The following is a 15786-nucleotide window of genomic DNA, read 5'->3' on the forward strand; positions in this document are numbered from 1 at the left end:
TTAGCTTGGATGATTTGTTTAGCGTTGATAATTACTATGCTAATCAAATGAAGCTTGAATACGATGCATGGAAAGAACTTAATTCAGACCAGGATTTCTCGCAAGAAGAATATCAACAAGCCGTTTTAAATACACGTGCCTATGAGTATGAATCGATTCGGAACCAGCAAGAAAACAAAGAATTTTGGGTGCAAATTGGGGCGTTAGTTGTCATTGTAGGGACGACACTCATCTGTCCTCCGGCAGGTATGGCCTTAGGGGCAGCCTATGGTGCGATGGAAATTAGTTCAGCTGTTTCCGGCAAGGACTGGGTGTCAGGCCGAGAGCTAGGGACATCGGAGAGGTGGTTCCGCGGACTATTGGCTCCATTAGATATTGTTCCCGGTGTCAGCGGGTTAACGAAATTCTCAAGCACGGTCCGTCTCGCCCATCTTGGGGAGAGTATCGGAACAATCGGATTGCGGACAGGAGTTAAAGGGAGTATCCATCAAGGAATGACTCATATCGATCACATGGTAAAAACTGCTGGTCAGCTAACAGTTACACGTTTGAAAAGTGCTTCGGCAGCAATAAAAGATGGAACGAATATACTCAACAATAAGCTGACAAAAGATACATTGGAAGCAGGAAGAGTAGTAGACTCAGCAATCACCCAAGCGAAAAACTTGACCCCGCCGCGGAGAATGGGCTTGGCGATAGAAGGTTTAGGTGATATTGGGAAGGTACGTTTGCCGGCTGAGAATACTCATTCATTGGAGATAAAGTTAAAAGATGTGCTTAGCAGGATTGACGGTGTTAATATTAAAGGTGTTTCTAAGGGCTCGGATCAAGTTAGTGAGTTTAATAAGATAACTGAAATAAAAGAGAATGATTTTGGGAAACATATTATAAAAGGGAAAAATGGAAGGAAAGAACTTTTACCTAACGTACGCTACATTACTGAGGAGGAGTATAAATATACAACAGATGAACTTGGTAGAATAGTAGATGTTGAGGCGGAAGAATTAATACTTCTAAAAGGAACACGAAAACCTGGAATGCAAGTGGCAGCGGGCCGAGAAGACAGGCTATTGGATGACGATGGCGGGCACTTGATAGGAACCCAATTCCATGGATCTGGAGATATTGACAATTTAATTGCTCAGAATAGACAAATCAATCGCTCGGGTGGAGAGTGGTATAAAGTGGAGAAGGAATGGGCAAAAGCTTTGAAAGAAATTCCACCGAAAAAAGTATCTGTAAAAATTGAGCCGGTTTATTCAGGAAGTTCACTAAGACCAAGTTTTTTTGAGATAGTCTATGAAATAGAAGGAAAAGGGATATTTGAGAAGATGATTAGAAATGGTGCGGGGAGTTGATTCGAAGTGGAAAAAGAAATGAATAAGTTATATAGAGAAATAGCCGAAACAGTTAATGAAATGATTCCGGAAGAATGGGAGAAATTTTACTTTTATGCTCAAATATCAGAATCTGGAGGGGGAACTTATTTTTTTTATAATACACCAGAAAGTAAACAATCCTTTCATTATAGTGTGAAAATCCCATTTAACTATGCTATTAATAAAGAAGAATTTAAAAAGAATAAAAGAAAGCTGTTTGCATTGAGCGATGAATTGAGAAATATTTTTAAAGAAAATCAGCAGGAACTTTGGTATTCATTTACGTTATCTCTTGAGAGTAATGGGAAATTTAAGATGCATTATGATTATACAAATTGGTTTAATACAGAATATAGTTTTAGTGACCAAATGATTATTTGGAAAAATAAGTACTTAGGAGAAGTACCTGATGATGAACATGATAAAAAGTTAATCGATAAATATTATAATGAATTTCCAGATAATCCAATTTAAGAGAAGGAATGTAACGATAAGTCTACTCTTTTTATAGAGTAGGCTTTTTTATGATAGATTACCATTTTTCAAGAGGTTTTAAAGGGAAATATAGGGGAAATGTGGAATTATTAAATCTAAGCCTATCTTGGAGGTGCGGAGGGATGCTCCAAACCTCTCATTTTGAGGAGCAGGGGAAACGATGAAAAAAATACCTAAAAAAATATGGATACCAGTTATACTTGCGTGTGTTTTGATAGGGGGTTATTTATATTTTGATAAGGAAAATGTCTCTGTTAGCGTAGGAACTGCACCGAAGGGTGAAAAGGTAGTTCAAGTCCATGAACAAACTAAAAAGGTTGAACGTGGATTTCCGTTTAGCATGAGTGAAAACGATGTTCAGCAAGCCATACATAATATGTCACACCAAAAGGTATTAGCTGACAAAAAGTGGGGCGCACTGCCTTTAACGCCTGAGCGGGTGAAAAGATTACTACAAGTGGTCGAAGCCAATAAAAAAGAATATGAGAATGCTGATGTTTATTTAACTATATTAAAATCTTGGGATAAAGGCAATTTCGATTACGTGGTTATGAATCACAATGCCATTTGGGAGCTGCAGGGCGGCACGGTTGGAAAAGCCAACGGCAAAGCTTCACCTGAGGAAGAAATGGAGTTTATTCAGGAGAATTATGATGTAAAACAGAAGTGAAATTCATGATATAACCTGCCCAATCTTAAAATTGTTTAGTCTGCTTCATTTGCTGAAGGAGGCTTTTTTGCTTAGAGAAACATTTTTTAGTATCTCCGTCTAATTTTTAACTAGTTTTGAATATTGTTCGTCTGCTATAAAGGAATATTTTAGGAATCTATAGAATACATAAATGGAATGGCCCAAAATAGGTATAACCCGTCCGAGGAGGAGTCACCTTGTCTGTTGATCAAAAGAATCCCACGATAGAAAAGATACTAGTAAACATAGAAAAGGTTATGATTGGAAAAAGGGACGTTGCTGAACTTAGCTTGGTTGCCCTTTTAGCTGGGGGCCATGTCCTCTTAGAAGACGTACCAGGTGTTGGGAAGACGATGATGGTCCGTGCGTTGGCCAAGTCAGTGAATGCCAATTTCCGTAGAATTCAATTCACTCCGGATCTTCTGCCATCCGATGTAACCGGAGTCTCTATATATAATCCAAAAGAAATGGAATTTCAATTTCGCCCCGGCCCGTTAATGGGGAATATCATACTTGCCGATGAGATTAACCGGACCTCCCCGAAAACCCAGTCTGCCCTTTTAGAAGGGATGGAGGAAGCAAGTGTCACCATTGATGGTGTGACCCATCAACTGAACAAGCCATTCTTTGTTATGGCGACGCAAAATCCGATTGAATACGAAGGGACCTATCCGCTTCCCGAGGCCCAATTGGACCGTTTTTTATTAAAAATGAGAATGGGTTATCCAGACTTACAAGAGGAAATGGAAGTGTTGAACAGAGCACAAAAGGTCCCGCCGATTGAGGAGTTAACTCCTGTCATTGACCTCGAAGGCCTTCTTGATTTACAAAAAGAAATCAAAGATGTGTTTGTCGATGATACGATGAAGCGCTATATCGTTGATATCGTTAACCGCACAAGGGGCCACGGCAGTGTCTACCTTGGGGCTAGTCCAAGGGGATCAATTGCCTTGATGAAAGTAGCGCAGGCTTATGCGTACATGTATGGCCGCGATTATGTTCTCCCGGATGATATTCAATATTTAGCCCGCTTTGTCTTATCCCACCGGATTATTTTAAAGTCGGAGGCAAAATTTGAAGGGATTTCGGCTGAAGATTTAGTGAACCAGGTGGTTGCCAGAGTCCCTGTTCCAGTTCAAAGGTTAGTGAAATAAATGAAAAAAACAAGGATGATATTGAAAAAAGTTTGGAAGTTTATTCTGCTGCTTTTTTTGATTTTATTAGCTTTCTCCTATGCCATGTTTCAAGGAGGATTTGTAAGTTGGTTTTTATTTTATAGCTTTCTTCCCTTTGCCATTTATGGTGCGGCCATCTCTTTTTACTCTTTAAATGAACTTGAAGTAACAAGAATATTGCCAAAAACAGAATTTAATGCCGGAGAGCCTTTAAAGGTAATTGTTACAGTAAAAAGAGCGAAATCATTTCCGCTTTTTTATTTATTAATTGAGGATCAGTTAGATGAAGCGTTGAAATTTGCTCCTCAGCAAAAGAGAGCGAAAGCCCTGCTTCTTCCGGGCTTAAAAAAGGAATTTTCCTATGAATATATCATTGATGAGCTGCCGCGCGGAGAACATTTTTTCGAATCCTTTACCTTGCGAATTGGAGATCCGCTCGGATTATTTGAAAAGGAAAAAAAGGCTTCCAAGGAGGGCAAGATCATTGTCTATCCGGCGTATTCAGAGCTATTATACCGGTCTTTTGAAAATCATTATGATTCGGGTCTGACGGCTTCAAGGGAACGTGTCCAGCGCGATACATCCATGGCGACTGGGGTGAGGGATTACCAGCCGGGTGATCGCTTTTCTTGGATCAACTGGAAAGCATCCGCCAAACGAAATATCCTCATGACAAAGGAATTCGAACAGCGGCAATCACATGATGTCTTTGTGGTCATGGACTGTGTACCCACGAAGCAGTTTGAACCAGTTGTCTCCTTTACAGCCTCGTTATTGCGGGCTATTTTGAAAAAGGGTGCCCAGACCAGTCTGTTAACAATTAGCAACGAGCGAGCCTCTTTCCCGATTCGCGGCGGAGAACAGCATCTCCAGCAGCTTTTTTTTCATCTGGCAAAAATAGAGGCGAAATGTACCTTACCATTTGAAAAGGTGTTAGATACCGATGGCCTTCGCATCCAGCAAACGGTTTCGTTTATGCTAATCACTGCGCAAATTACGAAACCTTTGATTGAAAAAGCAAGCTTCCTTGGGCAGCGAAAAGGTGGAACGATTACGCTTTTTCTGATTAAAGGGGAGAAAGAAGCGCCGATGGATGAGGAACGCTCGCTGATGGCAATTGCCAATGCCCGTGGAGTACGGGTTGTCTTGGTTCAGGAAGGCGAATTCACGGCAGCCTTTTCGGAGGTGAACTTCCGTTGATCAAAAGAGATTTTTCATCCTTTTTGTTATATGCCTTTAGTTTTTTATTATTAAGTGAATGGCTGCGTCCGATTGAACAATTAACAGAAACCAATCATATTGAGATGTTTTTTATCTTTATCGTGATTTCGTTTGCTGTATCTTACTTTCATTTGAAATGGATTTGGAACTATAGTTTCAAAATGATCTTTATTTTCTTTGCCATTAACCAGCTTCATTATGAAGAAGGGTTTTTTGATTCAACGTGGTTTACGGCCTTCTTTAAAGATATCTTTGATAACCTTAGTGTGCTTGCAGCAAGGAACTGGAATGACTTATCCAATGAGTTCAGGACTTTGTTATTCTTTATCTTGCTGTGGCTAATGGTGTACTTAATCAATTATTGGATCTTAAACCGAAAGAGAATCTTTATATTTTTCTTTATGACCTTAGTCTATATTACGGTTTTAGATACATTTACACCGTATGTTGCTAAATATGCCATTGTCAGAACGGTGGTGGCTGGTTTTGCAGTAATGGGTATGCTGACATACTACCGAATCCTTCAAAAAGAAAATGTCAGCGCCGAACCTACGTTTCTGCGCAGGTGGATGGTGCCGCTGGCGGTTATGATTTCATTTAGTGTGTTAGTTGGCATAGCTGCACCGAAAGCTGCGCCGATTTGGCCGGACCCAGTTCCATATCTAACAGCCAATAACGATAAGGTTCCTGAAGACAAGGCCAGAAGTGTCAATCGTATCGGTTATGGAACCAATGATGCGGAACTAGGCGGTCCTTTTATAGGGGATAACAACCGAGTCTTTCAGTATGAAGGGAACGGAAAAAATTATTGGAAGATGGAAACGAAGGACGTCTATACAGGAAAAGGCTGGCTGACCTCTGGCACCACACCTATTTCATTCCGTCGGGAAGACCTTGTGCCTGTCTTTTCGGTGCCTGACACCGTAGAGACCATTATAGAGACTTCGCGGGTGGTGACAAGTCCAGATTATAATTTCAATTTTCTTATGTATCCAGCCGGAATTAGCAAAGTGTTAAAGCTGCTTCCAGAGGGCAGTCAATATGAAATCGATACGACGAATGAGCGAATCAGCCTATTAGCTAATGACAATGTCCCTGCTGTACCGCAGGCCTTTACTGTTGAATATAAAAAACCAAAGTATAAAGCTTCAGACTTAGTCCAAACAACGAGCTATGACCCAACTATCATCAACGAGAAATTTTATCAAAAATATACACTCCTGCCGGAGAATCTTCCGCCACGAGTGAAAGAATTAGCAGCAGAGATTACGGCCACAAAAACCAATTGGTTTGATAAAGCAAAAGCGATCGAAAGTTATTTTGGAAAATCTGCGTTCACTTATGACCAGAAAAATGTTGCGGTGCCTGACACCGAAGATGACTATGTGGATCAATTTTTGTTTGAGACAAAAAGGGGTTATTGTGACAATTTCTCCTCTTCGATGGCGGTGATGCTGAGAACACTCGGGATTCCAACGCGCTGGGTAAAAGGGTTCACAGGCGGAGATTTCCTCCAATATAGTGATGAGACTTCAGGGACTCAAGTGTATGAGGTAACAAATAATAATGCCCATTCTTGGGTTGAGGTCTATTTTCCGAAACAAGGCTGGGTTCCATTTGAGCCAACCAAGGGCTTTTCAAATGAAATTATCATCAATTACGAAACGAATGGCCCAACATCATCCAATAATCAAGAAGCCAGTCCAGCTCCAGTGAAGAAGCCTCAGCAGAAAGAGATTAAGGATCCTAATAAAGCAAATGATTCGAAATCTTTCTTTGATGTTAAAAGGGTCTGGGAAGAGACCCAATTGTTTGTGAAAAACAATTGGAAGCGGATGGTTTTCATAATCATAATAGTGGCTGCAGTAGTTGGTATTCTTTACCGCAGTCGCGGTAAGTGGTTTCCATATGGACTGTTAGTCATATACCGATTTAAGAAAAAGGACGAAAACATCAGTGCTGCCTACTTAGCTTTGTTGGAACAGTTTGAACGCTACGGATTAAAGCGGAAGGAAAACCAAACCCTACGAAACTATGCCTGTTACATTGATTCCTTCTTTTCGACAAGAGAAATGTCAAAACTAACGGCTATTTATGAAAATTATCTGTATCATCAGCAATTGCCAAAGGGCACTTGGAAAGAATCGCATGAATTATGGGAAAATTTAATCAAAAAGACAATTGCTTGACCGGAAAAACCACCTATTGTTACAATATGTACTAATTCATGTTTAGCGCAAGCACTTGCCTAAAAAGATGCTTGTACTATTCAAAATATAGTACGATTCCTTCATATATCCTCGAAAATTTGGTTCGAGAGTCTCTACCGGGTCACCGTATAATGACCTGACTATGAAGGCAGGATTTTTCTGTGGTCTTTTTACGAGAAAACTAGAATTCTGCCTTCCTGATATTTTTTGGAGGGGAGAATTCTAGTTTTTTTTATATCCTTTGCTGTAAAGGTTCATAATAACTATAACTTGAGAAAATTGAGGTGGATGCTTTGCCAGGCAAGAATGAGATGATTATTGTATTAGATTTTGGAAGTCAATATAACCAGTTAATAACCCGCAGGATCCGTGAATTCGGAGTATACAGTGAATTACATCCGCATACGATTACAGCTGAAGAAATCCGCAAGTTAAACCCAAAAGGGATTATTTTCTCCGGCGGGCCAAATAGTGTTTACGATGAAAATTCTTTCCGCTGTGATGAAGCCATTTTTGAAATGGGTCTGCCGATCCTTGGTATTTGCTACGGGATGCAATTAATGACCGTCCATTTTAATGGGAAAGTTGAAAAAGCGAAAGAACGTGAATACGGAAAAGCAACGATGACGGTACAGAATCCATCAGCGTTATTTGCCGGACTGCCAAATGAGCAAACCGTGTGGATGAGTCACGGTGATCTTGTTGTCGAAGCTCCTGCAGGTTTTACTGTTGATGGCACAAATCCAACCTGTCCAATTTCAGCAATGAGTAATGAAGAGCAAAAACTTTATGCTGTTCAGTTCCACCCGGAAGTACGTCATTCCGTTTATGGGAATGAGTTGCTAAGAAATTTTGTTTTTAACGTGTGTGAGTGCACTGGCGATTGGTCAATGGGTAATTTCATTGAAATGGAAATGGCAAAGATTCGTGAGCAGGTTGGCGATAAAAAAGTTCTTTGTGCTTTAAGCGGCGGGGTGGATTCATCCGTTGTTGCTGTGCTGATTCATAAGGCAATCGGTGATCAACTTACTTGTATTTTTGTCGATCATGGCTTGCTTCGGAAAAATGAGGCTGACAGCGTGATGAAGACTTTTTCAGAAGGCTTCCACATGAATGTTATCAAAATTGATGCCAAAGACCGTTTCTTATCGAAGTTAGAAGGTGTTTCTGACCCTGAGAAAAAACGAAAAATTATTGGTAATGAATTTATTTATGTATTTGATGATGAAGCGACAAAACTGGAAGGTATTGAGTTCTTGGCCCAAGGTACGCTTTATACCGATATTATTGAAAGTGGTACGGCGACTGCACAAACCATTAAGTCCCATCACAATGTAGGCGGATTACCGGAAGATATGCAATTTAAACTAATCGAACCGCTAAACACCTTATTTAAGGATGAAGTCCGGGCACTTGGAACTGAGCTAGGCATTCCGGATGATATCGTCTGGAGACAGCCATTCCCTGGACCAGGTCTTGGCATTCGTGTGCTTGGGGCCATTTCAGAGGATAAACTGGAGATTGTTCGTGAATCGGATTGGATTCTTCGCGAGGAAATTAAAAAGGCCGGTCTCGACCGAGAAATTTGGCAATATTTCACTGTACTACCGGACATTCGCAGCGTCGGTGTAATGGGGGATGCAAGAACATACGATTACACGATTGGAATTCGTGCTGTGACCTCCATTGATGGAATGACGTCCGATTGGGCAAGGATCCCTTGGGATGTCTTAGAAGTCATTTCAACAAGAATTGTTAACGAAGTGGCGCATGTCAACCGGGTGGTTTACGATATTACAAGTAAGCCGCCAGCAACGATTGAGTGGGAATAAGAAAAGCGGAAGCGCCTAGGCGCTGACAATAAGAAAAGCAAAGAACTGGAACCGATTATTGGTTCCAGTTCTTATTTATTTTTGGAAAAGGCGACTAATTTTATCAGGAACATCCATATTCACGAACGATGTTAAAATTTATTTTAATATCGTTCGTATTTTTTGTTTACAAGAGGTTTCTTTCCTGCTAAAATAAAAAACGTGTTAAGAGAAGGTAATAATAATTGCATCGTATAATCTTGGGGATATGGCCCAAAAGTTTCTACCGAGCCACCGTAAATGGCTTGACTACGAGGCAGTGTTTAATATAAGAGGTATGTTTTCTTTTCCTCTATTTATTGCACTTGCCTTACGTCAGCTCCGGTAGAATAAACCGGAGCTTTTTTGCATAAACAATAAAGAAAGAACCTTAGGGGGCAAAAGAATGCATAAGTATTTTGAATTTGAGAAACATGGGACAAATTATCGCCGTGAGTTTATTGGGGGACTAACGACCTTCTTAGCAATGGCTTATATACTAGTTGTTAATCCATTAACATTATCATTAGCATCCATAAAGGACTATCCTGATGCCTTAAGAATGGACTATGGTGCAGTATTTGTGGCAACAGCTCTTGCATCTGCACTAGGATCAATTGTCATGGGACTCCTTGGGAAGTATCCGCTGGCATTAGCTCCAGGAATGGGCTTGAATGCGTTCTTTGCTTATACGGTGGTATTAGGGAGCGGAATTCCTTGGCAGCACGCCCTTGGAGCAGTTCTTATCTCAGGTGTATTTTTCTTCTTATTGACTCTTACTGGACTGCGCGAAAAAATCATTAACGCGATTCCAGTTGATTTAAAACATGCTGTTGGTGCAGGGATTGGCTTGTTCATTACTTTTATTGGATTACAAAATGCTGGGATTGTAGTCAATAATGATGCAACACTAGTTGGATTAGGCGATTTGACAGCCGGGCCTACACTACTTGCTATTTTTGGTATCGTCGTAACAGTAATTATGATGACTAGAGGTATTAACGGAGCCGTATTTTATGGTATGGTCATCACAGTAATCGTAGGAATGATCTTTAACTTAATTGATATGCCGACTAAAGTAGTTGATTCTGTTCCAAGCTTATCACCGACGTTTGGTGCAGCATTCTCTTCGTTCGGAGATAGCTCTTTTTATACAACTGCCATGCTTGGAATTGTTCTTACCTTCTTGTTTGTTGATTTCTTTGACAATGCAGGTACCCTTGTTGCAGTAGCAAACCAAGCGGGAATTATGAAAGACAATAAGCTGCCTCGAGCTGGACGCGCGCTAATTTCGGATTCGATTGCAACAACTGTTGGTGCTGTATTAGGTACATCAACTACAACATCTTACATCGAGTCCTCTGCAGGGGTTGCCTCTGGTGCTAGAACTGGATTTGCAGCCTTAGTAACAGCTGGATTCTTTATCTTATCGCTGTTCTTCTTTCCGTTATTATCAGTGGTTACTGCACCTGTAACAGCACCTGCGTTAATTATTGTTGGAGTGTTAATGGTATCTTCACTAGGGAAAATTGATTGGCAGCGTTTTGAAATTGCTGTTCCTGCATTCTTAACAATGATTGCTATGCCGCTGACTTACAGCATTGCAACAGGTATTGCGGTTGGCTTTATCTTTTACCCAATTACAATGATTATCAAGGGTCGTACAAAAGAAATTCACCCAGTTATGTACTTTTTCTTTGTAATCTTTGTTCTATATTTTATTTTCTTAAAATAATGTTAAAGGGAACTGTGGGCGCACCACAGTTCCTTTTATTTTGTCAAAAATTATCGTTCGAATAATTTACCAACTAGGTAGGACATAATGTTGTCGAACTTTGTCGTTGACTTCCTGTTTTCTGTCTTTTATTCTGTAATTACAAAGGTAAAATGGGAGAAATGGGGAAAAAGGGAATGGCGCAGCTGAAAATTGAAAAGGTTTTAAATAATAATGTATTGATTGCTGAACACCCTTCCTATGGTGAAGTAGTTTTGATTGGTAAGGGGATCGGCTTTAATCGCAAACATGGTGATTTAATTGAGAAGGACTCTGCTGAAAAGCTCTTTGTCTTAAAAAATGAAAAGGAGCAACAAAATTATCTTAAATTGCTCCCTTTTATTGATAACGATTTCTTAGAGGTGATCATCGCATCGATTGAGTTAATCAAGCAACGAACAAATTCGATGTTAAATGAACATATTCATGTTGCCTTAACTGATCATTTAATGTTTGCCTTAACACGGGCTTCCCAGGGGATGGAAATGAAAAATCCCTTCTTAGTGGAGACAAAAGCGCTATATCGTCATGAGTATGAAGTGGCTAAAGAAGTTGTCCAACTTATTAAGGATAACACCGGAATTAGCTTTCCAATCGGCGAAGTTGGCTTTATCGCCTTGCATATTCACAGTGCAATAACCAATAAAGACCTATCTGATGTAAACCAACATTCCCAACTTGTCAGCAGACTGGTCGATATGGTTGAAGAACAGTTGGAGCTAGTAATAGATAAAGAAGGAATCGATTATATGAGACTTGTTCGCCATCTCCGTTTTGCGATTGAACGAGTTGTAAACGGTGAAAAAGTGGATGAGCCAGAAAAAATTTCTTCCCTATTGAAAGATGAATATCCTATATGCTATAATCTTTCATGGAAGCTCATAAAAGTGATGCAACAAACCTTGAAATTAAAAGTCTTTGATGCAGAAGCAGTATATCTAACGATGCATTTACAACGACTTCAAAAAAAATATAAATAGCACTTATTCTTTTACGTGTTACTGATTCGATCAGGCATGAGTAAAAAGTTTAATTGAACTCAAGTTATTGGGGTAATCTATACCCATAGCTTTATTCAATTGGACCTTTACTCATGCCTTTTTTGTTGTTACTTCTAACAAATATGTAACCGCTTTATGAGCTAAATAAAAAATAGGAGGGACTTTATATGTTTAAAAATGCTTTTGGTGTTTTACAGAAAGTCGGTAAAGCATTAATGTTACCAGTTGCGATTCTGCCAGCTGCTGGGATCTTACTGGCTATTGGTAATGCACTTCAAAACCCAACACTAATTGACATCGCCCCATTCTTAGATAATAGCGGGATTGCGATGGTTGCAAAGATTATGGAACAAGCTGGTAGTGTCATATTCGGAAACCTATCATTATTATTTGCTGTTGGGGTTGCGATTGGACTAGCAGGGGGAGAAGGTGTAGCAGGGCTTGCTGCGATTGTCGGTTTCCTTATTATGAATGCAACAATGGGAACTGCATTGGGCATTGATGCAGATGCACTTGCGAAGCATCCTCAAAGTTATGCTTCTGTACTAGGAATACCTACACTGCAAACGGGTGTTTTCGGAGGTATCATCGTCGGTCTAATTGCCGCTTATATGTATAATAAATTCTTTGAAATTGAATTACCATCATATCTAGGTTTCTTTGCTGGTAAGCGTTTCGTTCCGATTGTAACTGCTGCAAGTACTGTTCTTTTAGGATTGTTAATGATCCTTATCTGGCCGCCAATTCAATCAGGCTTAAATGCGTTCTCTACGAATATGGTTGATGCGAACAAAACGATTGCTGCCTTTATCTTTGGGGTGATTGAACGTTCATTAATTCCATTTGGATTGCATCATATTTTCTATGCGCCATTCTGGTATGAATTTGGAAGCTATACAAACGCTGCTGGTGACCTTGTTCGTGGTGACCAACGTATTTTCATGGAACAAATTAAAGATGGTGTTCAAAATTTAACTGCAGGTACGTTCACAACAGGTAAATACCCATTCATGATGTTTGGACTTCCTGCTGCTGCATTAGCTATTTATCATGAAGCTCGTCCAGAAAAGAAAGTGTTTGTGGGAGGCTTAATGGCTTCTGCGGCGTTAACTTCTTTCCTTACTGGTATTACCGAACCAATTGAATTCTCGTTCTTATTCGTTGCTCCAGTATTATTTGGTATCCACGCTATCTTTGCTGGATTATCATTTATGACTATGCACTTGTTAAATGTAAAAATCGGGATGACCTTTTCAGGTGGACTAATTGACTATATTTTATTTGGATTAATCAACCCACAAACAAATGCTTGGATCGTTATTCCAGTAGGTCTTGTCTTTGCGGTTATTTATTACTTCGGTTTCCGTTTTGCGATTCGCAAGTTTGATTTAAAAACTCCAGGTCGTGAACTTGAGGAAGAAGAAGATCAAGCGGCAACAGGAAAATCAGGTTCAGGTGATTTAGCAGCTAATATTTTAGATGCAATGGGTGGAAAAGATAATATTGCTCATTTAGATGCGTGTATTACACGTCTTCGTGTATCGGTTAATGATATTAAAAATGTGGACAAAGCTGAATTGAAAAAACTTGGTGCAGCTGGAGTCTTAGAAGTAGGAAATAACATTCAAGCAATTTTCGGACCACGTTCTGAAACCATTAAGGGTCAAATGAAAGATATTATGTCCGGTAAGAGACCTCGTACCACTTCTGTTGATACAGCGGAAAAAAGTCCGGAACAAAGTAATGTGAATTCAGATGCAATTCAAAAAGCGCGTGAGAATGAAGTGTTTGCAGCACCGCTTAAAGGGGAAATAAAGCCAATTACTGAAGTGCCTGATCAGGTGTTTGCTGGAAAAATGATGGGCGATGGCTTTGCGATAGTACCAGCTGAAGGAACGGTGGTTTCACCGGTAAATGGAAAAATCGTCAACCTATTCCCAACTAAACATGCCATTGGTATCTTATCTGATACAGGGCGTGAAATCCTGATTCATGTTGGTATTGATACTGTTAATTTAAAAGGTCAAGGTTTTGAGACGTTAGTTTCTGAAGATGACATCATTGAACAGGGGCAGCCGTTATTAAAAGTTGATTTAAATTACATTAAAGAACATGCAACATCTACAATAACTCCGATTGTTTTCACGAACTTAGCCGAAGGTGAAAAAGTTGTACTTAATAACCAGGGTCAAGTGGAATTGAAGCAAGAAGGAATCGTTAAGATTACAAAGTAAAAGGAAGCTGGCCCTGGTAACTGGGCCGGCTTTTCTACTTATATTATAGAAGAAAGTCAGTAATGGAAAAATAATTCTAGGTTTTTGTTGACGCGGCATAGGCGTGGTGGTATTATATTAAAGCAGTCGTTAATGACAAGTTAACAACTTGTTGGTGTTTAAAATATTGATAAAAAACATTGACAACGATTCGCTGAAATGATATAGTAATAAAGTTGCTTCTAACGGAGTAATGAGCTTGTTCTTTGAAAACTAAACAAACAAAATCGTGCAAACAAATAATATTAATCGTGTTTCTTCTATTATATATAGTTAGAACATGAGCCAACGTAACAAATGAGCTAATCAACTTTCTTGGAGAGTTTGATCCTGGCTCAGGACGAACGCTGGCGGCGTGCCTAATACATGCAAGTCGAGCGAGACTCTTCGGAGTCTAGCGGCGGACGGGTGAGTAACACGTGGGCAACCTGCCTGTAAGACTGGGATAACACCGGGAAACCGGTGCTAATACCGGATAATCCTTTTCCTCTCATGAGGGAAAGCTGAAAGACGGTTTCGGCTGTCACTTACAGATGGGCCCGCGGCGCATTAGCTAGTTGGTGAGGTAACGGCTCACCAAGGCGACGATGCGTAGCCGACCTGAGAGGGTGATCGGCCACACTGGGACTGAGACACGGCCCAGACTCCTACGGGAGGCAGCAGTAGGGAATCTTCCACAATGGACGAAAGTCTGATGGAGCAACGCCGCGTGAGCGATGAAGGCCTTCGGGTCGTAAAGCTCTGTTGTTAGGGAAGAACAAGTACCGGAGTAACTGCCGGTACCTTGACGGTACCTAACCAGAAAGCCACGGCTAACTACGTGCCAGCAGCCGCGGTAATACGTAGGTGGCAAGCGTTGTCCGGAATTATTGGGCGTAAAGCGCGCGCAGGCGGTCCTTTAAGTCTGATGTGAAAGCCCACGGCTCAACCGTGGAGGGTCATTGGAAACTGGGGGACTTGAGTGCAGAAGAGGAAAGCGGAATTCCACGTGTAGCGGTGAAATGCGTAGAGATGTGGAGGAACACCAGTGGCGAAGGCGGCTTTCTGGTCTGTAACTGACGCTGAGGCGCGAAAGCGTGGGGAGCAAACAGGATTAGATACCCTGGTAGTCCACGCCGTAAACGATGAGTGCTAAGTGTTAGAGGGTTTCCGCCCTTTAGTGCTGCAGCTAACGCATTAAGCACTCCGCCTGGGGAGTACGGCCGCAAGGCTGAAACTCAAAGGAATTGACGGGGGCCCGCACAAGCGGTGGAGCATGTGGTTTAATTCGAAGCAACGCGAAGAACCTTACCAGGTCTTGACATCCTCTGACACTCCTAGAGATAGGATTTTCCCCTTCGGGGGACAGAGTGACAGGTGGTGCATGGTTGTCGTCAGCTCGTGTCGTGAGATGTTGGGTTAAGTCCCGCAACGAGCGCAACCCTTGATCTTAGTTGCCAGCATTTAGTTGGGCACTCTAAGGTGACTGCCGGTGACAAACCGGAGGAAGGTGGGGATGACGTCAAATCATCATGCCCCTTATGACCTGGGCTACACACGTGCTACAATGGATGGTACAAAGGGCTGCAAGACCGCGAGGTTTAGCCAATCCCATAAAACCATTCTCAGTTCGGATTGCAGGCTGCAACTCGCCTGCATGAAGCCGGAATCGCTAGTAATCGCGGATCAGCATGCCGCGGTGAATACGTTCCCGGGCCTTGTACACACCGCCCGTCAC

10 protein-coding genes, 1 rRNA gene and 2 riboswitches (1 of these 13 only partly in view) are annotated in these 15786 nt (G+C 41.1%); all 11 genes read left to right on the forward strand.

Features of this window, described 5'->3' with window-relative positions; genetic code table 11:
* Positions 1-800: 800 nt before the first annotated feature.
* Entirely contained in the window at positions 801-1358 is a 558-nt protein-coding gene (locus AC4QJR_RS01690; protein ID WP_496526592.1) for a DNA/RNA non-specific endonuclease, read from the forward strand.
* Positions 1359-1364: 6 nt separating this feature from the next.
* On the forward strand, positions 1365-1853 hold the full coding sequence (locus tag AC4QJR_RS01695) for an antitoxin YezG family protein (protein ID WP_251463186.1): 489 nt from the start codon (positions 1365-1367) through the stop codon (positions 1851-1853).
* A 181-nt stretch (positions 1854-2034) separates the two neighbouring features.
* Positions 2035-2544: a DUF6241 domain-containing protein gene (locus tag AC4QJR_RS01700; protein ID WP_098573457.1), complete on the forward strand. Its 510-nt coding sequence runs from the start codon at positions 2035-2037 to the stop codon at positions 2542-2544.
* Positions 2545-2762: 218 nt separating this feature from the next.
* Complete coding sequence (locus AC4QJR_RS01705) at positions 2763-3719, forward strand: AAA family ATPase (RefSeq protein WP_496525074.1); 957 nt, start codon at positions 2763-2765, stop codon at positions 3717-3719.
* Complete coding sequence (locus tag AC4QJR_RS01710; protein WP_496525075.1) at positions 3720-4940, forward strand: DUF58 domain-containing protein; 1221 nt, start codon at positions 3720-3722, stop codon at positions 4938-4940.
* Positions 4937-7150, forward strand: coding sequence for a transglutaminase TgpA family protein (locus AC4QJR_RS01715; RefSeq protein ID WP_496525076.1), 2214 nt, complete (start codon positions 4937-4939; stop codon positions 7148-7150). The genes AC4QJR_RS01710 and AC4QJR_RS01715 overlap by 4 nt, the downstream gene beginning before the upstream one ends.
* Positions 7151-7231: 81 nt before the next feature.
* Positions 7232-7334, forward strand: a riboswitch (purine riboswitch).
* Between the two features lie 148 nt (positions 7335-7482).
* On the forward strand, positions 7483-9003 hold the full coding sequence (gene guaA, locus AC4QJR_RS01720) for a glutamine-hydrolyzing GMP synthase (RefSeq protein ID WP_098573461.1): 1521 nt from the start codon (positions 7483-7485) through the stop codon (positions 9001-9003).
* A gap of 209 nt (positions 9004-9212) precedes the next feature.
* A riboswitch (purine riboswitch) is annotated at positions 9213-9314 on the forward strand.
* 113 nt (positions 9315-9427) lie between these two features.
* A complete protein-coding gene (locus tag AC4QJR_RS01725) occupies positions 9428-10756 on the forward strand; it encodes an NCS2 family permease (protein ID WP_375377358.1) in 1329 nt (442 codons plus the stop codon).
* Between the two features lie 176 nt (positions 10757-10932).
* Complete coding sequence (glcT, locus tag AC4QJR_RS01730) at positions 10933-11775, forward strand: glucose PTS transporter transcription antiterminator GlcT (RefSeq protein ID WP_098573459.1); 843 nt, start codon at positions 10933-10935, stop codon at positions 11773-11775.
* A 188-nt stretch (positions 11776-11963) separates the two neighbouring features.
* On the forward strand, positions 11964-14030 hold the full coding sequence (gene ptsG, locus AC4QJR_RS01735) for a glucose-specific PTS transporter subunit IIBC (protein ID WP_496525077.1): 2067 nt from the start codon (positions 11964-11966) through the stop codon (positions 14028-14030).
* A 351-nt stretch (positions 14031-14381) separates the two neighbouring features.
* A 16S ribosomal RNA gene (locus tag AC4QJR_RS01740) occupies positions 14382-15786 on the forward strand; it runs 133 nt beyond the window's last position.

This window comes from Neobacillus sp. BP17, from assembly GCF_059579525.1.

Excerpts from the sequence above, each read along its gene's own strand:
- ptsG (WP_496525077.1), top strand. The coding sequence starts at position 11,964 with ATGTTTAAAAATGCTTTTGGTGTTTTACAGAAAGTCGGTAAAGCATTA.
- glcT (WP_098573459.1), top strand. The coding sequence starts at position 10,933 with ATGGCGCAGCTGAAAATTGAAAAGGTTTTAAATAATAATGTATTGATT.
- AC4QJR_RS01710 (WP_496525075.1), top strand. The coding sequence starts at position 3,720 with ATGAAAAAAACAAGGATGATATTGAAAAAAGTTTGGAAGTTTATTCTG.
- AC4QJR_RS01725 (WP_375377358.1), top strand. The coding sequence starts at position 9,428 with ATGCATAAGTATTTTGAATTTGAGAAACATGGGACAAATTATCGCCGT.
- guaA (WP_098573461.1), top strand. The coding sequence starts at position 7,483 with ATGATTATTGTATTAGATTTTGGAAGTCAATATAACCAGTTAATAACC.
- AC4QJR_RS01700 (WP_098573457.1), top strand. The coding sequence starts at position 2,035 with ATGAAAAAAATACCTAAAAAAATATGGATACCAGTTATACTTGCGTGT.